The organism is Psychroserpens mesophilus (assembly GCF_000826645.1).
Classification (GTDB): Bacteria; Bacteroidota; Bacteroidia; order Flavobacteriales; family Flavobacteriaceae; genus Psychroserpens; species Psychroserpens mesophilus.
Map to the genome: position 1 here is coordinate 120,049 of NZ_JXJP01000006.1, position 21,596 is coordinate 141,644.

At 33.9% G+C, this 21,596-nt stretch carries 17 protein-coding genes; 5 read left to right on the forward strand and 12 right to left on the reverse strand.

What is annotated here, in order from left to right; genetic code table 11:
• Nucleotides 1–17 precede the first annotated feature (17 nt).
• A complete protein-coding gene (gene pheT / locus TD18_RS06690) occupies nt 18–2,444 on the reverse strand; it encodes a phenylalanine--tRNA ligase subunit beta (protein WP_040250280.1) in 2,427 nt (808 codons plus the stop codon).
• 121 nt (nt 2,445–2,565) lie between these two features.
• On the opposite strand from pheT, the gene TD18_RS06695 reads away from it, so the two are divergent.
• On the forward strand, nt 2,566–3,786 hold the full coding sequence (locus TD18_RS06695) for a TlpA disulfide reductase family protein (protein ID WP_040250284.1): 1,221 nt from the start codon (nt 2,566–2,568) through the stop codon (nt 3,784–3,786).
• 175 nt (nt 3,787–3,961) lie between these two features.
• On the opposite strand, the gene TD18_RS06700 is transcribed toward TD18_RS06695, so the two are convergent.
• The 6 genes from TD18_RS06700 to recG all read right to left on the reverse strand — a co-directional run bounded on the left by TD18_RS06700 (nt 3,962) and on the right by recG (nt 9,311).
• Nucleotides 3,962–4,477, reverse strand: coding sequence for a DUF3124 domain-containing protein (locus tag TD18_RS06700; RefSeq protein ID WP_040250288.1), 516 nt, complete (start codon nt 4,475–4,477; stop codon nt 3,962–3,964).
• Between the two features lie 262 nt (nt 4,478–4,739).
• Nucleotides 4,740–5,216 carry a hypothetical protein gene (locus TD18_RS06705; RefSeq protein ID WP_040250291.1) on the reverse strand — a complete coding sequence of 159 codons (477 nt, stop codon included), beginning with the start codon at nt 5,214–5,216 and terminating at the stop codon, nt 4,740–4,742.
• 95 nt (nt 5,217–5,311) lie between these two features.
• The gene (locus TD18_RS06710; RefSeq protein ID WP_152611324.1) at nt 5,312–5,683 is read right to left on the reverse strand and encodes a hypothetical protein; all 372 of its coding nucleotides are present in this window, start codon (nt 5,681–5,683) and stop codon (nt 5,312–5,314) included.
• Nucleotides 5,684–5,765: 82 nt separating this feature from the next.
• Entirely contained in the window at nt 5,766–6,347 is a 582-nt protein-coding gene (gene miaE / locus TD18_RS06715) for a tRNA-(ms[2]io[6]A)-hydroxylase (protein ID WP_040250297.1), read from the reverse strand.
• A 34-nt stretch (nt 6,348–6,381) separates the two neighbouring features.
• Nucleotides 6,382–7,116 (reverse strand): hypothetical protein, encoded by a 735-nt coding sequence (locus TD18_RS06720; protein ID WP_040250299.1) that lies wholly within the window; start codon nt 7,114–7,116, stop codon nt 6,382–6,384.
• A gap of 92 nt (nt 7,117–7,208) precedes the next feature.
• The gene (gene recG, locus TD18_RS06725) at nt 7,209–9,311 is read right to left on the reverse strand and encodes an ATP-dependent DNA helicase RecG (protein WP_040250303.1); all 2,103 of its coding nucleotides are present in this window, start codon (nt 9,309–9,311) and stop codon (nt 7,209–7,211) included.
• Nucleotides 9,312–9,414: 103 nt separating this feature from the next.
• Here recG and TD18_RS16980 point away from each other — a divergent pair, with 103 nt between their 5' ends.
• Both TD18_RS16980 and TD18_RS06735 read left to right on the forward strand, forming a co-directional pair.
• Nucleotides 9,415–11,115 carry a choice-of-anchor D domain-containing protein gene (locus TD18_RS16980; protein ID WP_084205869.1) on the forward strand — a complete coding sequence of 567 codons (1,701 nt, stop codon included), beginning with the start codon at nt 9,415–9,417 and terminating at the stop codon, nt 11,113–11,115.
• A gap of 147 nt (nt 11,116–11,262) precedes the next feature.
• On the forward strand, nt 11,263–12,147 hold the full coding sequence (locus tag TD18_RS06735; RefSeq protein ID WP_040250306.1) for a patatin-like phospholipase family protein: 885 nt from the start codon (nt 11,263–11,265) through the stop codon (nt 12,145–12,147).
• A gap of 19 nt (nt 12,148–12,166) precedes the next feature.
• Here TD18_RS06735 and TD18_RS06740 read toward each other — a convergent pair whose 3' ends face one another.
• Nucleotides 12,167–12,685 carry a DUF7935 family protein gene (locus tag TD18_RS06740; RefSeq protein ID WP_040250310.1) on the reverse strand — a complete coding sequence of 173 codons (519 nt, stop codon included), beginning with the start codon at nt 12,683–12,685 and terminating at the stop codon, nt 12,167–12,169.
• Nucleotides 12,686–12,693: 8 nt separating this feature from the next.
• Nucleotides 12,694–14,280: an FMN-binding glutamate synthase family protein gene (locus TD18_RS06745; RefSeq protein WP_040250313.1), complete on the reverse strand. Its 1,587-nt coding sequence runs from the start codon at nt 14,278–14,280 to the stop codon at nt 12,694–12,696.
• 107 nt (nt 14,281–14,387) lie between these two features.
• On the opposite strand from TD18_RS06745, the gene TD18_RS06750 reads away from it, so the two are divergent.
• Complete coding sequence (locus TD18_RS06750) at nt 14,388–15,920, forward strand: hypothetical protein (RefSeq protein ID WP_040250316.1); 1,533 nt, start codon at nt 14,388–14,390, stop codon at nt 15,918–15,920.
• Between the two features lies 1 nt (nt 15,921).
• On the opposite strand, the gene TD18_RS06755 is transcribed toward TD18_RS06750, so the two are convergent.
• Nucleotides 15,922–17,190, reverse strand: coding sequence for an amidohydrolase (locus TD18_RS06755; protein ID WP_040250319.1), 1,269 nt, complete (start codon nt 17,188–17,190; stop codon nt 15,922–15,924).
• Nucleotides 17,191–17,325: 135 nt separating this feature from the next.
• On the opposite strand from TD18_RS06755, the gene TD18_RS06760 reads away from it, so the two are divergent.
• Nucleotides 17,326–19,644, forward strand: coding sequence for an ATP-dependent helicase (locus TD18_RS06760; protein WP_040250322.1), 2,319 nt, complete (start codon nt 17,326–17,328; stop codon nt 19,642–19,644).
• Here the strand turns inward: TD18_RS06760 and TD18_RS16650 are convergent, their stop codons facing one another.
• Both TD18_RS16650 and TD18_RS06770 read right to left on the reverse strand, forming a co-directional pair.
• The gene (locus TD18_RS16650; protein WP_052461073.1) at nt 19,645–20,613 is read right to left on the reverse strand and encodes a hypothetical protein; all 969 of its coding nucleotides are present in this window, start codon (nt 20,611–20,613) and stop codon (nt 19,645–19,647) included. It lies immediately after the preceding gene.
• Nucleotides 20,610–21,569 carry a hypothetical protein gene (locus TD18_RS06770; RefSeq protein WP_152611325.1) on the reverse strand — a complete coding sequence of 320 codons (960 nt, stop codon included), beginning with the start codon at nt 21,567–21,569 and terminating at the stop codon, nt 20,610–20,612. Before TD18_RS06770 ends, TD18_RS16650 begins: the two co-directional genes overlap by 4 nt.
• Nucleotides 21,570–21,596 lie beyond the last annotated feature (27 nt).

The window sequence follows — 21,596 nt, forward strand, 5'->3', positions numbered from 1 at the left end:
GAAAAGGCTTTTTTTTATTATCTCAACTCAGCACCAAGCTGTTTCTCAAAATTAGTCTGAAGTTTATTCATGATTTTATCAATCTGTTTGTCTGTCAAAGTTTTCTTTTCATCTTGAATCGTAAAACTCACAGCATAACTCTTTTTGCCTTTTGGAAGATTTTTACCTTGATATACATCAAATAAATCGACATCTTTTAGTAATTGCTTTTCAGTTTGCATTGCAATTTTATCAATATCTTCAAAAGAAACATGTTCATCTAACAATAAAGCAAAGTCGCGACGCACTTCTGGGTATTTCGGGATATCCTTAAATTTAATATCCTGATGTTTTGTCACTTCTACAATATTATCCCAGTCGAATTCAGCAAATATTACTTCTTGTGAAATGCCAAAATGCTTCAATACTTTCTTATTAACGATACCAAAATCGACTAGTTTCGTTTTTCCTAAAGACAGGCTAATACCTTCACTAAACACGTCGTTTGCGATTGGAGAAACCTTATGTTTAGAAATACCTAGTCGTTCTAAAGTGCTATTGATAATTCCTTTCAGATAAAAGAAATCGCTTTTTTGAACTGGCGAATTCCAGCGTAGGTTATTCTTATTACCTGTTAAGAAAATGGATAGACGCTTGTATTCTTCACGATTTCCATTGTAATTGTGATAGGTTTTTCCAAACTCATATAACTTCAAGTTATCTCGCTTTCTGTTGATATTATAACTTACGGCTTCCAATCCTGAAAACAGTAAACTTTGACGCATTACGCTTAAATCATTACTTAACGGATTTAGCATTTCTACGTTGTGTTCTGCCTTTAGCTGCTCACTTAAATTAATATATTTTGGTGTGGTCAATGAATTTGATAAGATTTCGAAATAACCTTGAGCAGCCAATTGGTTTCCTATGATATTTTGAAGTTTATAATCTTCAAATTTAGTTGTATTAGAAATTGAAGCGTTTAGCTTTTCGGTCGTTATAATGTTGTTGTAACCATACACACGTAAAATTTCTTCAATGATATCGGCTTCACGCTGCACATCATTTCGATAAGCAGGAACGGTTAATCCTAATCCGGTTTCTGTAACGTTATTTACTTTGATATCAAGTGACGATAAGATTCTTTTTATAGTTTCTTTCGGGATTTCCTGACCAATTAATTTCTTAGCGTTATCAAAACTTAGTCTCACTTGGAAGGCTTCAATTTTCTTCGGATAAAAGTCCATTAAATCACTCGTAATATCTCCTCCTGCGATTTCTTGAATTAATAATGCGGCGCGTTTTAAAGCATAGTCTGTAATATTAGGATCGATGCCTCTCTCAAATCTAAACGATGCATCAGTATTCATTGCGTGGCGTTTGGCTGTTTTTCTGATGCTCACCGGATTAAAATAAGCACTTTCTAAGAAAATACTTGTGGTGGTTTCAGTAACACCAGAATTTAAACCTCCAAAGACACCTGCGATGCACATAGGTTTTTCGGCATCACATATCATAAGGTCTTCTTCGTGTAATTCGCGTTCCACATCATCCAGGGTTGTAAATTTAGTGCCTTTCGGAAGTGTTTTTACAATAACCTTATTCCCAGTGATTTTAGCGGCATCAAACGCATGAAGAGGTTGACCTAATTCGTGCAATACATAATTAGTGATGTCAACCACATTGTTTTTAGGAGTTAAGCCAATAGCTTTCAATCTGTTTTGAAGCCATAGAGGAGATTCTTCGACCTTAAGTCCAGAAATCGTTACACCACAGTAACGTGGTGCTAAGGTTTTATCTTTGACATCTATATCTATTTTAAGCGTTCTGTTTTCAACGTGAAATGAACTCACTGAAGGTGTGATTAATTCAGTGTTGATTTCTTTTTGAAGCAAACCTGCTTTTAAATCGCGAGCAACACCAAAATGACTCATAGCATCAGCACGATTGGGTGTTAAGCCAATTTCAAAAACCTGATCATTTTCAACTTTAAATAGTTCTGAAGCAAGTGTGCCGACTTTGGTGTCAGGATCTAGAACCATAATGCCATCGTGGGATGAGCCTAATCCTAATTCATCTTCAGCACAAATCATCCCATGACTTTCTTCGCCTCTAATTTTTCCTTTTTTAATCGTCCACGCTTCACCTTCTGCAGTATATAAAGTCGTGCCAATTGTTGCAACAGGAACTTTCTGTCCTTTAGCTACATTTGGTGCGCCACATACAATTTGTAATGGAGTCTTATCACCAATATTAACCGTTGTAACTTTTAAGCGATCTGCATTTGGGTGCTGTTCACATGTAAGCACTTCGCCAACCACAATGCCTTGTAATCCACCTTTAACCGATTGAAATGTCTCAATGCCTTCAATCTCTAAACCTAAATCAGTAAGAAGTTCACCAGTTTGTTCAGCTGGCCAGTTAATCTTCAAAAACTGCTGTAACCAATTATAAGAAATCTTCATTTTTGTACTTTAATCAAGCCACAAAGATAATAATACTATGTAGTTATAATAATCGATAATTGTGTTTTATTTGTAAGTATTATAAATTTGTTTAGACTTACAGTCCATGAATCTCCATAATATGAAACATTTGTTTACCTTATTTCTTATTTTTCTTACGTTTTTCTCTTGTAGAACAAATGATGAAAATGAATTAAAACTAGGGATTTGGAGAGCTGAATTACAAGTAAGTCCAAATGAAACTTTACCTTTTATTTTTGAAGTAACCTCTCCACAATCTTTGAAGATTTTTAATGCCGATGAAGTGATTTTGGTAGATGATATTACCTATTCAAACGATACAATTGTATTTAGAACTCCAGTGTTTGAAGGTTATATTGAAGCTATTGCCAATGAAGGGATTTTAAAAGGAAATTTTATAAAAGAGAGTTTAGATCGTGTGGTTCCGTTTTCTGCTGAATTTGGTAAAAAAGAACGATTTACTTCGGAAACAAATAAAGCTCTTCAAGATGTGTCTGGAAACTGGGAAGTTGTATTTAGTCCAGATGCTGAAGAAGATCGTTACATTGCTAAAGGAGTTTTTGAACAATATGGAGACAAACTAACTGGGACGTTCAGAACTACTACAGGTGATTACAGATTTTTAGAAGGCATAATGGATGGTAACATGATGAAGTTATCTACGTTTGATGGAGCACACGCATTTTTATTCACAGCAGAAGTGAAAGATGATGTAATGCATGGTATGTTTTATTCTGGAAACCATTGGAAAGAACCATTCACAGCCAAAAGAAATGAAGCGTTTGAATTGCCAGATGCAAATGATCTCACATTTTTAAAGGATGGTTATGAAACTTTTGAATTTTCGTTTCCTGATGCTGAAGGAGATATGGTGTCATTGAATGATAAGCGATTTGAAAACAAAGTCGTTGTTGTTCAAATTATGGGAACTTGGTGCCCGAACTGTTTAGATGAAAGTAAATACTATTCAGAATACTATAATATCAAGGAAAATAACAATGTAGAGTTTGTGGCTTTGGCATTTGAATATGCTAAAACTGAAGACAAAGCATTCCAAAGCATTAAACGTTTAAAGGAAAGTCTTGGCATTAGTTATCCTGTTTTATTAGCACAATATGGTACTTCAGATAAGGCTAAAGCTCAGGAAAAATTACCAATGTTAAATCATATATTATCGTATCCAACGTCTATATTTATAGATAAACACGGTAAAGTTCGTAAAATTCATACTGGTTTTAACGGACCAGCAACTGGTGAAAAATATACTGAATTTAAGGAAGAGTTTACTGGTTTTGTTGATGAGTTGGTAAATGAAAACTAGTGTTTCATACTTCTTAAAAAACGTTAATTAACAGTCTGTCAGTGCTTTTTAACGAAACCCTAACAACTGCGATTTACATTCCTGTTTAACTTGGTGACTATAAAACTTACAGTCAATCAATAAATGAACAGTTAAGTAATTAAGCTTAGTCGAAAGATTGAGCTTTTTTATATGTTTAATTAATACGATGACCTTGAGTAACAAACGATAAACCTTGTTGTCCCATAGTAGAATTCATAATGCCCTCAAATAAAGGTTCCGGACAATTTTTAGGTGTGTTCCATTCAAAAATAAAATTAGAACCTGTGCCTCCAGATATATCTTTTTCATTAATAATAATCTCAGTAGTTTCTAAAGGTGCTAAATATATAGGTTCATCAAAATAGGTTCTTACAGATTTTCCGTGCGTATCAAAATATTCAGCTTTTAATAAGTATATAGTATCTTTAATACTTGTGTTTCTAAGGCTCACCATTGCAGTAAGGTTATGCGTTTTGTGCTCAGATTGACTGTAAATTTGAGAGTAAACTGAAAGGTAAGTTGTTCCAGAAACTAAACTATCTGATTTGTTGATTTTTATAGCTCGTTTTGCCAGGTTCTCAGGATTAATAGAGCTTATATTTGTTGTTCGTTCTTCGCAACTCAGTGTTAATGCAATTAATGATAAACATAAAATTAAATGTGATTTCATAATATTTGAATTGTGTGGTTCGTTTAGGCGTTTATTTTTTATCAGAAACTATATAATATATAAACATTAATAAATCTATTGCTGTTAATTGGCTTTATTGTTTATCATTATGGTAAAAATAATCAAACTCCTGAGATTTTAAGATGAACAGATTGCTAAATCATGTTAAAATTTAGCAATTGCCTTTAAATAGACTATCTTATCAAATCGTAATTTATAAAACACATAACAACCTGATAAGATAGCTTTTATAAATTAAACTTTATTTTAAAATTTCGCGGATTTTATGTTCCCATTTTCGAACGATTTCTAGTTCTCCGTTTAACTGAAAATCTTCAGTTTGATTATAGATTTCAATCGATTGATTGTCGCTTGAATTTACAGTAGAATTAAAGACCAATTCTATTCGTACAATATCACCACTAGAATTTTTATGATTTGGCTTTCTGGAACTTGAAACACCGCAACTTTTAATGTTATTGAGGTTAATTCGCTGAAAGGTTTCATTAGTCGAATGCGATTTATAAAAGAATAAATAATTGTTTTGGTTATCTAATCCAATAGCAAAATTTTTAAATATGTCATATTCAGTTATTGAAGAATGATGTTGACTTGCTAAAGATTTTAGTGCTTTTAAAAGTTTGCGTTCTTTATTTTTTTGCTGCTGCTGCATAAGTACAACAGGTGCTACAACTAACAGTACTAAAACTGTTGATGTAATAGTTATTCCTAAATTCATTTTTAAATTTTAAGTTAAGGTATAATGATATAAACATTGTGTCATTACAATGTTTGCTGTCTTGTCATAAAAATGACACTTAAAAGTCTAATAAATTACCAGAATGTATGATGTGGAAAAATAATATCAGTACTTAAGAAATTTAGAATTAAATTCCTTGAGTATTGCTGATATTTACTACGCTTAATTAAGGTTTGATGCTTACTGATAACCGATTTTATATCGTCATCAGAATGCTTTTTCAAGTATTGAGGTGAAAACGTATTATGATAATGTGTAATTACTCTTTCCGAATACCCATTGGCATGTAAATTACTGACAGACTTTACAGAAGATTGTTCACTATTAGCCTCAAAAACCTCAAATGATACATTTAAATTTAACTCAATAGTAGTGCTTGGATAGGCTGTAAAAAAACAGAATCCCAAGAGCAGGTATAAAAGTGTAAAAGTTAATTTTTGTTTCACAAAGTAAAACTACTGTTTTTGAATAAGGTTGATGTTTAAAAAATGTTAAAAGGATTAATGATTGAAAAAATAATCGTGTTCATTATCCATGAATACTTTCTGATTTGCCATAGCTTTTAATGAGTTCACCTTCAAACTTTACGAGGTCTTTCCATCTCTGGTCAACGTCAATGTCTTTGCCATATTTTCTGGCAAAAGTTATAAAAGTGGTGTAATGACCAGCTTCACTGACCATTAAATCATAATAAAATTTTGACAGTTTAGGATCTTTGATGCGTTGCGATAATAATTTAAAACGCTCACAGCTTCTAGCTTCTATCATTGCTGAAAATAACAAGCGATCTACCATACTTTGTAAATGGTTTCCGCCTTTATTCATGAATTTATACAACTCGTTAACATAGCTGTCTTTCCGTTCTCTTCCTAATGTGTAGCCACGTTCTTTAATGATATTGTGTACCATTTGAAAGTGTTCAAGCTCTTCTTTTGCAAGTTCTAATAAATCGGTTACTAAATCTTCATATTGCGGATTATGAGTGATGATTGTAATGGCATTCGTAGCGGCTTTTTGTTCACACCAAGCATGGTCTGTAAGGATTTCCTCAATATGTTCTTCGGCAATAGTTGCCCATCGTGGATCTGTTTCTAGTTTGAGGTGAAGCATGCTCATAGGTTGGGTTTAAAATTATGCTGTTATATTAACTTTTGCTCAGTACGCCTTCGTTTAAGCGTTCTGGAACAACATTTTTTAACTTTGCAAACTGAAGCGATAATGTACCTTCGCGAATATCATCTAGAAGCCATTTGCCTTCAGTGTATTCCATAATCCATATCTTTTCTTCATTAGAATAGCCTTTTTTACCTTCAACAGTTTTTCGTGTGTCTCTGTCTATCAAATAATCTTCAATATCAGCACAAATACTGAAAGCAATTTTTGAGCCCTCAAAATTTTCATTTTCAGAAATTTCAAGATATAGAGGTTTGATGTTGGTAATACCTTTCAGGTTACAAATGTTTTTTAGGTTTTCGGCTTTCCATCTATTTAAATGAACCGCTTGCTGATTTTGCCAATACCAGTGGTTTACATATTCTGAAACTTCTTTCATGTCCTCCTTGCTCCAGGCGTGATGAACTCGAGTAAATACATTGGTTACATGCTTTTCAACATTCAACCATGAAAAGTCTTTATTTATCATTCCTATTTTAAACAGTTCTTTTTTAGCATTTCTTACAGCAAAAAACTCAATGGTTTTGATGTAAATGATTAATGGAAGAAATATAATAGTCAATAATGCTAATATCGTTTTTCCCCACCATGTTTTGAAAAAAGCTTTAGCGACTGTGCCTCCAGGACCAGCATAAACTGGGTCTGCGTAGAATAAAATGGCAATAAAAATGATTGTAAATAGTAGTTGTTTTTGTTTTGGTGTCATTCTTATATGTTTGTTTAAGTAGGTCTGAAAGCTTATCTGAAGCTACTAATATAAAAATAATATGTATTTAATAGCTGTTGATTTTTAAATAATTAGCTAATGTAATTCCACATGTTCTTGTATTTACTTAATTGTCTGTAGGTTGATAAAATCACTTTATGATCTGGTGAGCCTAATGAAGGATCACTGTTTAAAATACGTTCGGCATAAAAACGTGCACTTTGCAAAATGTCTTTATCTTTAATGATGTTCGCAATTTTTAAATTTAAAACACCACTTTGTTGTGTTCCCATGATGTCTCCAGGTCCTCGAAGTCTTAAATCGACTTCAGCAATTTCAAAACCATCACTGGTTCTGGTCATGGTTTCTAATCGAACTTTACTGTCCTGACTCAGTTTGTGTCCTGTCATTAAAATACAGAAACTTTGTTCGGCACCACGACCTACGCGACCTCTAAGCTGGTGTAGTTGTGATAAACCAAAACGTTCTGCACTTTCAATAATCATAACTGAAGCATTTGGAACGTTAACACCAACCTCAATAACCGTTGTAGCTACCATTATTTGAGTTTCTCCTTTGACAAAACGCTGCATTTCGTAATCTTTATCTACAGGTTTCATTTTTCCGTGAACTATGGAAATTTGATATTTTGGCTGTGGAAAATCTCTAACAATACTCTCATAACCATCCATTAAATCTTTATAATCTAAGGTTTCGCTTTCCTGAATTAACGGATAAACAATATACACTTGTCTGCCTTTGTCAATTTCATCACGAATAAATCGCAATACTTTAAGTCGGTTTTTATCATATCTGTGTACCGTTTTTATGGCCTGTCTTCCAGGTGGTAATTCGTCTATAATAGAGATGTCTAAATCACCATAAACAGACATGGCTAAAGTTCTCGGAATTGGTGTTGCAGTCATCACCAAAATGTGTGGAGGAGAGGTGTTTTTTTTCCATAATTTTGAACGTTGTGCAACTCCAAATCGGTGTTGTTCGTCAATTATTGCAAGTCCTAAATTCTTGAATTTAACCTTGTCTTCGAGAAGAGCATGAGTTCCAATTAATATCTGTAATTCGCCATTTTCGAGAGATTCATGAATTTTTCGTCTTTCTAAAGTAGTGCTTGAACCAGTAAGTAGTGAAATGCTGATATTCAATTTATTAGATAATTCACTTAAACCTTGATAGTGCTGGACTGACAAAATTTCAGTTGGAGCCATTAAACAGGCCTGAAAACCGTTGTCAAGTGCCATGAGCATTGACATAAAGGCAACTATGGTTTTTCCAGAGCCAACATCGCCTTGTAATAATCGGTTCATTTGTGCATTGCTCCCTAAATCGTGTCTTATTTCTTTTAAAACACGTTTTTGTGCATTGGTTAAATCGAAGGGTAAATGGTCTTTATAAAAGGAATTGAAATAGTTGCCAACCGATTCAAAAGGAAACCCTTTTATTTTAGATTTATGTATGAGATTTTTAAGAATTAATTGCAATTGAATGTAGAATAATTCTTCAAATTTTAATCGAAATTCAGAGCGTGCTAATAGCTCTTGGTTTTTTGGAAAATGGATGTTAAAAAGCGCCTCACTTTTTGATAACAATCCGAGTTCAGAAATTAAACTTTCAGGAAGTGTTTCTTGAAAGCGACCTTTAGTTTCAAGAAATAAACTTTGCATTATTTTTGTCATCACGCGATTTGTGATGCCTTTGTTTGATAGTTTTTCAGTTGAAGGGTAAATAGATTGCATTGATGAACGAAGGTTTTTTTCATGCTCGCTCAGTAATTCTAATTCTGGATGAGGCATACTGAAAACACCATTAAACCAGTTGATTTTTCCGAAAATAACATAGGGCATATTGGTTTTAATGCTATCTCTTATCCATTTTTGACCTCGAAACCAAACCAGCTCCATTCGTCCTGTATCGTCTTCAAAAGTTCCGACAAGGCGTTTGCCACGTTTTTGAGCAACTTCTTTAAAGCCGGTTATTTTTCCTGTAATTTGAACTTCTGCACTATTCCTCTGTAAATCACTTATGTTGTAGTATTTAGTTCGGTCTAAATAACGGTTTGGAAACAAATTAATTAAATCCTGATAGGTATGAATACCTAATTCACTCCGTAGCAATTCTGCACGATTAGGACCAACGTTTTTAAGGTAGTCAATTGGAGTTTGAAGATTTGTGCTCATTCATTCAAAATTATCATTTTTTTCTAAAGTTTTGGTGTGTATTTGATGATTTCAGAAATATTATCATTAATAATTTTTATATTGTGAAAAAACCAATCAATTTATGAAAGCAAGTCATTTAAAAAAGGGAATAGGAATTGTTGTATTTCTTTTAGGTTTACTGTTTATTGTCAATTGTAGTAGTGACGATTCTTCAAATGGAGGTACTCAGCAATCAACGATTACTGTAACTGGTAATATTGTGTCATTTGGTGAGATTAGTGTAGGAAGTAGTTCTGCTTCTCAAAGTGTTACTCTAAGAGGATCTGGATTGACTTCAGATGTGTCAATTTCTGTATCTGAGAATTTTGAAATATCTTTAGACGACATCAACTATTCGAATCAGTTAAGTATCAGTAAAACTGAAGCTAATGGGGAAAATCAAACCTTATATGTGAGATTCTCACCTTCGTTAAGTGCTATCGGGCCTGTTGCTGGAACAGTTACTATTGAAAGTAATTCGGCAGCAACAAGAACCTTGAATTTGAATGGTGTTGGATTGAGCATTGCGCCTTTGATTACGGTGAATACGACAAGTATTATTTTTAATGACACTCAGTTGTCTTCTAATTCAGCTTCTTCAACGCTGTTTGTTAATGGAGATAATTTAACTTCTGTTATAGATGTAACTGTTACTGAAGGTTTTGAAGTGTCTTTAGACGGCACAGTTTTTACTGGTGCCATACAAATTCCTTCTGAATCTGTAAATGACCAAACGACAGTTTTTGTTAGGTTTTCTCCGATAGCTATTGGAAGCGCGACAGGAACCATTAGTATTTCTAATACTGAAGCAGATGATGTAGAAGTTTCATTATCAGGCACTGGTGTGCCAATTGTGTATAATTATACAACGTTTAGTGATGAGCCTTTGGCATTTGGAACAGGTTTTAGTCAATCAGCAGTGCAGACGTTTACACTGCATTCAGATTTATCTAATATTTCACAAATAAAAATGTTTTTACAAATTGATTGTCCTGCAACGGGTTGCGATGATTGGGATAGGTATGCTAATATAATGGTTAAAGATCCTGATTCGGGAGATTGGTACGAAATAGGACGCTATATAACACCTTACTGGGTTGGGACGCAATTGTTGCCAAGAGGTTTGGAATTTGATGTTACAGACTTTAAATCGCTTTTATCTGGTAGTGTAGAGTTAAGAGTTTATATTGAAAACTGGACGACTAAGGCCGATTTAATTTCAATTGATTTTGATTATATTGAAGGAACACCAGATTACGAATACTATGCTGTCACCGAGGTGATGCAGTATAATGCCAATTCCTTGGAAGGCGTTCCTTATGGCGTGACTCATAATTTTGATTTAACACGAAATGTTTCAATTCCTTCAAATGCAGCATCTACGCACCTTAGAACCGTTATTTCGGGTTGGGGACATGCGACTCCTAATGATTCTGATGGAAGGCCATGTGCAGAATGGTGTTATAGAACACATGATGTTAAAATCAATGGAGCAACAATGTTTCAGCATAATATGGGACCGATAGGTTGTGCTTCAAATCCTATAAATAATCAATCTCCTGGGAATTGGACTCCTGATCGCGCTGGTTGGTGCCCAGGAATGGTTGTGCCTCCTAGAATTAATGAGTTTAGTTCTACAATGGCTGGAAATTCTTTTTCTTTTGAATATGATTATGAAGATTGGGTAAGTAATTTAGCTGGTGGAGATGCGTTTTATGCTACATCAACTTTTGTGGTTGTAAAAAGTAATACGCCAATTAACAAACCTGTGGTTACTAATTAGGAGGTTGATATATTAATTAAAAAAGCACGTATAAACGTGCTTTTTGCATTTGTTCAAATATGATTTATAGTGTTGAATATTTGAAATTTGTATTTTAGAGGAGGTTTAATTGTTTTATCTAAGTTTAAACATAAATAAATAATATTAATGAAAGCATTAGTTATATCTGGAGGAGGAAGTAAAGGTGCTTTTGCAGGAGGTGTTGCGCAGTATTTAATTAAAGATTTAGGTCGTAATTACGATTTGTATTTGGGAACTTCCACAGGTAGTCTTCTGGTGCCACATCTGGCTGCAGGTGAGGTGGGCAAATTGTATAATATTTTTACAAACGTGCAGCAGCATGATATATTTAGTGTTAGTCCGTTTGTACAGCGAAAGAAAGGAGATCGTGAATATGTTTCAATTGATTTTGTGAATTCCTTATGGCAGTTCATTAGGATGAAACGAACTTTTGGTGAAAGTAAATCTTTAAAAAGAAACATCAGGCGAAATTTCACAAAAGAGGAGTTTGACAGAGTTAGGAAAACGAAAGAAGATGTAGTTGTAACGGTGTCTAATTTATCTATGAATCGAGTGGAATATAAGTCTATCAAAGCGTTTGATTATGAAGAGTTTTGTAATTGGATTTGGATTTCTTGTAATTATATTCCGTTTATGTCATTAGCTAAAGTTGATGGTTATGAATATGCTGATGGTGGTTTAGGTTGTGTTATTCCTATTCGAGAGGCTATTCAAAGAGGTGCAACTGAGGTGGATGCGATTGTTTTGGAATCTGAAAACATGAGCAAACAAAAAGTATTAGGTAAGAATCCTTTTTCATTGATGTTAAGTTTATTCGGACATCTATTAGATCAGGTTGAGAAAAATGATATTATGATTGGAAAGCTGGCAGCTAAAAACAAAGGTGTAAAGCTCAATCTGTATTACACGCCTACCAGTCTTACTGAGAATTCATTAATATTCAGTAAACGGCTGATGGTTAAATGGTGGGCTCAAGGTTATGACTATGCTAAAACAAAGCATGAGAATTAAAATTCTAAATTGTCCTGAATTACCAAATCTCTGAAACTTCTTCCTTAATGAAGGATAATGCGGCATCGCTGGGAGATCTCTTATCTAACATGTCGCTCAAAATGACTTCTCTTAGTTTATCTGAAGAATCAACTTTGTCTGAAAGCGTCGCCTTTCTGATGATTTGAATTGTTGCATTTTTGGCGGTTGATGTAATGCTCCAGCACTTATCAGTAACATAGATTTGCTGAGCCAAATTATGATCAAATTCTTGTTCAATATTTGCTATAAGTAAAGATTCATAATCCTCTTTATTTGAAGATGTTGGCTTAACTCTTAATATGAGTTTTGAAGGTTTTATTCTTTCAAGAAATAAGGACATACGCTCATAGGCTTGAAGTCGCATTGGTAATGCTTCTTTTTGGAGGTCTTTTTGTATAAGGAAATTTCGGCGGTTATTTTCATTCTCTACATGTTCTCTAAAAAATAAGAATGCAATTCCACCCGTAATTATTGCTGGTACGCAGTATAGTAATAAGCCTAAAATATCTAATTCCATATTGTGTTTTAAGTGTTTTTATTTATTGATTTTGATGAATTCAGTTGACCACCCAAAAATATACAATCTTTTAAATCTTGCATACTTGTGAATGGAACTTTTGTTTTGTTGTAATTATAGGTGCTGCTCAAATCTTTTGAAAGATTGTGATCATCCACATTCATTTCAACATCATTCATATTAAATTGACAAGGATGCTCGTGTCCTGCAGCATGTGTAATTTCTATTAATTCTTTTTTAAAGGATTTGAAGTATTGGGCTAAACGTTCAGATTTTAGTGGCACATTAATCCCGTTCTGTAACCATTTGCTTTGTGTAGCAATACCAGTAGGGCACCGATTTGTATGGCAAATCTGAGCTTGAATACAACCGATACTCATCATGGCTTCACGCGCCACGTTGATACAGTCAGCTCCCATTGCGAATGCCATAGCTGCCTTTGCAGGAAACCCTAATTTTCCACTACCAATGAAAACAATACGCTCTGTTAATTCTTTTTCTTGAAACACTTTATATAGGTCACCAAATCCGTAAACCCAAGGCAAGCTTACATGATCAGCAAAACTTGGAGGAGCAGCACCTGTACCACCTTCGCCACCATCAACAGTTATAAAATCTGGTCCTTTGCCAGTTTTTTTCATGATTTCTGCAAGTTCTTTCCATTGATCTAATTTTCCAATAGCAGCCTTAATTCCGACAGGTAATCCTGTGTGTTCTGCGATATCTTCAATAAAATCGACAAGCTCAGGAACAGTATTAAAAGCCTTGTGGTTTGGAGGTGATAATACATCTTTACCAACTTCAACACCTCTTATTTCTGCAATTTCTTCAGATATTTTTGCACCTGGAAGCACACCGCCTTTTCCAGGTTTTGCGCCTTGAGAAAGTTTAACTTCGATCGCTCTAATAAACGGATTTTCTTCTACAAGTTGAACCATTTTTTCCATTGAAAATCCTCCATCTTTGGCACGAACACCAAAATAACCTGTACCGAAGTGAAATACAACATCACCTCCGTTTTTATGATATGGAGATAAACCACCTTCACCAGTATTATGATAAGCATGAGCTATTTTAACACCTTTATTTAAAGATTCTATTGCTTTAGCCGATAAAGAACCAAAGCTCATTGCTGAAACATTGATGATTGAAGCAGGACGATAAGGTTTACGTCTTTTATGATAGGCTCCCATCACTTTTGCACATGGAATAAAGGATTTATCGAGACTATTAGGATGGTTGTCTTCTATCTTGTAAGGCATCATCGCGTTATTGATGAAGATATGCTGATGAGCATAAATATCACGATCGGTTCCAAAACCTTCATAATTATTTTCTTGCTTCGCCGAAGCATAAATCCAACTTCGCTCAATTCTGTTGAATGGCAGTTCTTCGCGATTGTTGGCTACAAAATACTGACGCATTTCAGGACCAATACTTTCCAGCATATAACGAATATGACCAATGATAGGAAAGTTGTGGCTTATGGTATGCCTTTTCTGAAAAAAAATGTCACGTATAGCAACGATAAGTAGTATAATAACAATCCACATCCACCAAGAGATAGAAGTGATAGCATTAATAAAATTATCCATAACGTCTAGTTAGTTTTTTAAGATGCTTAAATTTATTCGACATAAAAGTAATGAATCTTAATCTTTATGAAATGCGTTTAAAAAGAAAAAATATAAGTCGGTTGTTTATGGCAATATTTGTCATTGTATTAGCTGGATTTTTTATTACTAAATATTTGGTAACCAGTAAAATTGAGAGTTATGTCGAAAATTTACCAAATCATATAGATTTAAAATATAGTGATATAGATCTTCAGATATTTTCTGGAAGTTTAAATCTAGACCAAGTTATGTTGACTATAAAAGGGCAAACTACTGATGATGTTAATGCCCAAATAAAACTGAAATCTATTAAAATAGAGAATTTAAGCTATTTGGATTATCTATTTAAAGATGATATTACAATTGAAACGATAGCGTTATTGCAGCCTAAAATAACCTATTATCATAATGATAAGGTGAAAAATGAGAGTTACAATTCAGTTTTTAAAAATAACTTAGGAAAAACAATCCGTATTAATGCATTTGAAGCACAAAATACAGAAGTAGAAGTTTTAAATATAGAAAACGATTCATTGATGTTTTCAACTGAAAATTTAGATTTTAAATTGAATTCTATTGCCTCTAATTCATTAGAATCTAAAGATTTTCCAATAGAATTTGAAACGCTATCTCTTACTTCTGAAAATTTAATGTATAGCTTGAGTGAGTATGAAAACCTGTCAATATCTTCGTTAGCTATAACTACTCAGAATGCTGGTTTTTCAAACGTAGAACTCAAAACTAAATATTCAAAATCAGAACTTTCAAAACGGATAGAATCAGAACGAGATCATTTTGATTTGCGTATCGCTTCAGTTGATATTAATAATTATCAATTAAAATCCATTCTCAGTTCTAATGCTTCGTTTACATCTGAAAATATTAATATTAATTTTCCTGAGTTTCATATTTATCGCGATAAACTAATTGCTGATGACCTAACGCGTAAGCCTTTATACAGTAAAATGTTAAGAAGCCTTAAATTTGGTTTGAATTTGAAAGAGCTTATGGTAAATAAAGCTAAAATTATTTATGAAGAAAACGTAAAAAGCGATAGTGCACCTGGTAAATTACAATTTTCTGAATTAGATGCAACTATTAAAAACATCACAAATTTAAAGTCTGCATCTGACGTCACATCTATTAGCATTTCATCAAATTTTATGAAAGATACACCTCTAAACGTTAATTGGAATTTTGATGTTAATGATGTGAATGATGAGTTTATTTTTAAAGCAGAAATTGGGATGCTTAAGGCCGAACATTTAAATGCGTTTATGCAACCTAACCTCAATCTTAAGCTTGAAGGCGAACTTATAAAAACATATTTTACTATCGATGGAAATGCGAATACTTCTCAAATAGACTTAAAAACTGAATATGATCAATTTGACATTATCATACTTAAAGAAAATGGCAAAGAAAAGAATAAGTTTCTTTCGGGTTTGATTAATTTATTCATTGCAGAAGACAGCAAAGATGATGATGACCGTTTTAGGCAAAGTGATACCAAAACGGTTGAGCGTGACAAAACTAAGTCGATTTTCAACTTTGTATGGCAAAATGCAAAATCAGGCCTAATATCTGCAATGGCTGGCGATGGTGAAAAAGACAATTAAACTAGGGGTTCAAATAATCTAATGTCATTTGAGTTAATGCCTTAACGCCAAGTAACAAACCACTTTCGTCAATATAAAAACTAGGAGTATGGTGTGGATGAGCTTCAGTATTGCCTTTTGTCATTCCGCCAAGATAGAAGTAAAAACCAGGAATTTCCTCTTGAAAATAAGAAAAATCTTCGCCAATAGTTTCCGCTTTAATCTGAATAACCTTATCATCACCAGCAGCTTTTTTTAAGCTTGGTAGCATATCTCTTACCAAATCATGGTTATTGTACGTGATTGCGGTTTGGTTTCTGAAGGAAATGGTTGCTTCACCACCATAAGCTTTGGCAATGGTTTCGGTCATTTCAGTCATTCGTTTAATAATTAAGGCTTTCATATCAGGATCTAATGTTCTCACAGTTCCAACCAACTCAGCAGTTTCCGGAATGATATTAAATCGAACACCACTCGTTATTTTTCCAACAGTAATAACAGCAGCTTCATTTATAAGTTTAGACTCTCTGCTGATGATGGTCTGTAAACCATCAATAATTTTTGCAGAAATTAAAATGGGATCGACACCTAGCCATGGTGCAGCACCATGAGCTTGTTTACCTTTGACGTTAATGACAAAGCGCTCTACAGCAGCCATTGCACCTCCTGGTTTGTAATGTATTTGTCCGACTTCAACCATAGATCGTAAATGCAAACCGAAAATAACATCTACTTCAGGATTTTGAAGCACACCTTCTTTAATCATTAATTTCGCACCACCTTCTTCACCTGGAGGTGGACCTTCTTCAGCGGGTTGAAAAATAAATTTGACAGTACCTTTTATTTTATCCTTATTCTTTGAAAGAATTTCAGCAACAGCCATCAGTATAGCTGTATGTCCATCGTGACCACAAGCATGAGCTACACCTGTTTTATTTCCTAAGAAATCGGTAGTTACGGTTGATTTAAATGGTAAATCGTTGTCTTCGGTTACAGGAAGCGCATCAATATCTGCTCTTAGTGCAACAACTTTTCCGGGAAGGTTGCCTTTTAAAATCCCAACAACACCTGTGATGGCGACTCCAGTTTGGACTTCTAAGCCAAGTGATTTTAGATGTTTTGCAATTTTTTCAGCAGTTTTGAACTCCTGATTGGATAACTCAGGATTTTGATGAAAATCACGTCGCCATTCAATGAGTTTAGATTCAATAGTTATAAAATCAGATTCTAAATCTCTTTGAGCAAATGTATTGGTAACTCCTAATAAAAGAACTATAAACAGGATTTTCATAATTGGATTATTTGATTAAAACTTAAATATATATCAAAATATAAGAGCTGCAATGATTGTTTATAATTATTGATAAAAGCACTATGTGAAACCTGTTACAAATGGTTATTTTTATCGTTCTAAAAAGATAATGCATTGGAAAAATATTTAAGTCAGCTAAATGATGCGCAATTAGCTCCAACCTTACAGAAGGATGGACCAATGATCATAATTGCAGGAGCTGGTTCTGGTAAAACGCGCGTATTGACGTATCGCATAGCGTATTTAATGAGTCAAGGCGTTGATGCGTTTAATATTCTGGCTTTAACATTTACGAATAAGGCAGCCAAAGAAATGAAAGGAAGAATCGCTGATATAGTTGGCGATAGTGAAGCTAAAAACTTATGGATGGGAACATTTCACTCTGTTTTTGCTAAGATTTTACGTTTTGAAGGTCACCACTTAGGATTTCCAAGTAATTTTACCATTTACGACACACAAGATTCTCAAAAGCTGTTAGGTTCCATCATTAAAGAAATGGGGCTTGATAAAGATATCTACAAAACCAAACAGGTTTATAGTCGGATTTCTTCATATAAAAACAGCTTGATTACGGTTAAAGCCTATTTAAGAAGTCCGGAATTAATTGAAGCAGATGCTGCTGCCAGACGACCTAGAATGGGTGAAATTTATCAGAATTATGTCGATCGCTGTTTTAAAGCAGGCGCTATGGATTTTGATGATTTGCTTTTAAGAACCAATGAGTTACTGACACGTTTTCCTAATGTGTTAGCGCAATATCAAAACAAGTTCAGATATATTTTGGTGGATGAGTACCAAGACACCAATCACTCACAGTATCTAATCGTAAGAGCCTTATCTGATCGTTTTCAAAATATTTGTGTTGTTGGTGATGATGCTCAGAGTATTTATGCGTTTCGTGGCGCAAACATCAATAACATCTTAAATTTTCAGAAGGACTATGATGATGTCAATGTGTATCGCTTAGAACAAAATTATCGTTCTACTAAAAATATTGTAGGTGCAGCAAATTCTGTAATTGAACATAACAAAACCAAACTTGATAAGATTGTTTGGACAGCCAATGTTGAAGGTGAAAAAGTAAAGGTAAATCGGTTAATGACTGATGGTGATGAAGGTCGTTTTGTGGCAAGTTCTATTTTTGAGAATAAGATGCAACACCAATTGCCTAATAGTGATTTTGCTGTTTTGTATAGAACTAACGCACAATCTCGGGCTATTGAAGATGCGTTGAGAAAACGAGATATTCCGTATCGTATTTATGGAGGCTTGTCATTTTATCAGCGAAAAGAGATTAAGGATGTAACGGCATATTTACGCTTGATTTTAAATCCAGCAGACGAGGAGGCATTGAAGCGAATAATCAATTATCCTGCTCGTGGCATCGGACAAACAACATTGGATCGCTTAGTTGTTGCTGCAAATGGCTACGGAAAGACCATTTTTGAAGTGCTTCAGAATATTGATAAAATCGATATTAATATCAATGCAGGAGCAAAAAATAAACTCAAAGATTTCGTAACACTAATTGAAAGTTATCAGATTATGAATCAAACTGCTAATGCTTTTGAACTTACAGAGCATGTAGTGAAATCAAGTGGTTTGATGAGGGAATTCAATAAAGATGGAACTCCTGAAGGAGTCGTTCGAATTGAGAATGTTGAAGAATTATTAAATGGTATCAAAGATTTTGTTGAAGGACAAGTTGAAATTGCAGATGCTGGAGATACCCTAGCAGAATTTTTAGAAGATGTAGCTTTGGCGACCGATTTAGATGCTGATAAAGGCAATCCAGATCATGTGGCATTGATGACCATTCACTTAGCAAAAGGATTGGAGTTTCCGTATGTGTATATTGTTGGAATGGAAGAAGATTTGTTTCCAAGTGCCATGAGTATGAATACCAGAAGTGAACTGGAGGAGGAGCGACGCTTATTTTATGTGGCTTTAACCAGAGCAGAAAAGCAAGCGTATTTAACATATACTTTATCACGTTATCGCTGGGGAAAATTAATTGATGCTGAACCAAGTCGTTTCATTGAAGAAATAGACGATCAGTTTTTGGATGTCATAACACCAATACATGAGCCACGTCAAAATCCGATGCTATCAGCCGATATTTTTGGAGATATCGAACCTAATCGTATTCGGTTTAAAAAACCAATAAAGCGGAAGCAGGAAGCAAAACCACCAAAATTTGTAGCGCCTAAAAATTTAAAACCAGTTTCTAAGTCGGTAAGTACAACTGATAAAACCAATTTGTTTGATGGGAATTTAGCTGTTGGAAATATTGTAGAGCACACGCGTTTTGGTAAAGGAGAAGTGCTCAAGATAGAAGGGAAAGGTGCAGATGTAAAAGCTGAAATTAATTTTGAAGTAGGAGGCGTGAAGAAATTGCTACTCCGTTTTGCAAAGCTTGATGTATTAGGCTAATTACTTAATCATACATACCGAATTGACATTGCCGCTTCCATCATACTCTTTTACCGAGTTATCTGGATCTAGAATCCAGTTACCATCGATAATAAATTTATAGTGGTGTTTTCCGGCAGGAAGCGGTAATCTGTATTTCCAGTAGCCATTATCGGTTTTTTCCATAGTAAAGTTTGTATCATTCCAATCGTTAAAAGATCCTGAAAGCACAACTTTTGAAGCGTCCTGATAACCCTTCAGCAGAAATGTGACATATTTCCCAACGTTAAGGTGAGAATTATATTCATCATACTCATTTCTAACTTTATCGGGATTTGAAGGGTCTTCCATCCAGTGACCATCAACGATATATCGATATTCGTACTCGCCAGGCTTTATGTGAACCTTCAATTCCCAGCCGTTTTCAATTTTATACATTTTAAACAGATGCTCATCCCACTTGTTGAAGGTACCAGCAACAATGACATTTTTGGCATTTTCATGACCTCTTAATCTAAAACGCACATTGCCATTATTATCAGGATAAGCTTTTGGATACATTTTAAGATTGTAAACATTAAGACGTTCGCCAAAAAGGCCTTTTGCGTCAGCAATGTTTGAGGCCTCTGTAGTCGGTTCTGCCCAATACTCATTGTTAATTAGGAATTTAAACTCCCAAGTAAATTCATCTTCAAATTTTCTCAGAGGCTTTCTAAGCTGATACGTATCTTCGTTAATTTTAGTCATTTTCCAGTCATACTTCGACCAGTTGTTGAATTCTCCGGAAACCACAACATTTTCGACAGTTAAGTCATCAAAACTAATTCTGTTTCCAGCTTCATCATGCGATAACGTTTCATAGTCAGATCTGTGAAATGTAAACACAACATCATCACCTTCAATCGTGTAACCTTTTTGATTTTGTGAAAAAGATATGCTTATTGAAGCTAAAAAAAAGAAAATGATTGTATATAAATTCTTTATCGTCATTGCCTGTATAATGGATGCTTTACAAAGTAAAGCTTTTCTTTCTTATAATTTATTATTGTACGTTGTTGTCTGAAAAATTCATAACCAAAAACACCATCTAACTTAGTGCCAAAAGCATCATTCATTGTATTGAGATTTGTTAAAATAGTTTGCATTGGGCCAAAATAAATGGAATCTGTTAGTTTAACACGATACAATTTTCCTGCCAAAACCTCAATTTTCCTTCCGCTTGCACCAACCAATTGCATCTTCCGTTTAGGAAAAAATTGCTTTAAAGCTGTTTTGTCAATTTTTTTGTTGAGTTGGTTGTACTCAGCTGCTGTGTCTAAGCCAAATTTTAGCAATTTACCATCAATGCTGGCTTCAATAGTAATGGTGTGTTTTTTTAATTTGAAACCGACACTATCCATAATTTTTTCAAGATATATCGAATGGTCAAGTTTTTCACCTTTGTCGTTAACTTTAGATAGTGTAATTTGATTAAGGTACATGTCTATAAAAATTTCATAGTCTTTCAAAATATCATAGCCTATGATGCCTAAGAGGTGCATTTTTTTACTGATTTCAATATGTGATAAGTCGATAACATCTGAAAATGCATTCTGAATAACCAAGTCATTAATAACGAATTCTCTTAAGTGCTTTTCAAGAGGATTATCAATGATATTTAAAACACCAGAAGTTTGTTTTGGTAAATCTGCATTTGAATGTCTTCCTTTAAAATGATTTTTGTTTAAGATAAGCGTTTCTGAACCTGTGTCAATTATAAAATTTCCTTTTCTATTAAGTAATTCTGCTTCTATAACTATAAGGTGATCAACAAGTTTAAACGGAATTCTCGTTGTATTTTTACTAATTAATTCAGCTTGAGTAAACGTTAATACTTGATAGGATTGGTTATTAAAACCAAACAAAGGTAATGTACAGAAGAATAATATGTAGATGAAGTTCCGCATATTATATAGACGTTATTAATTTAGAGA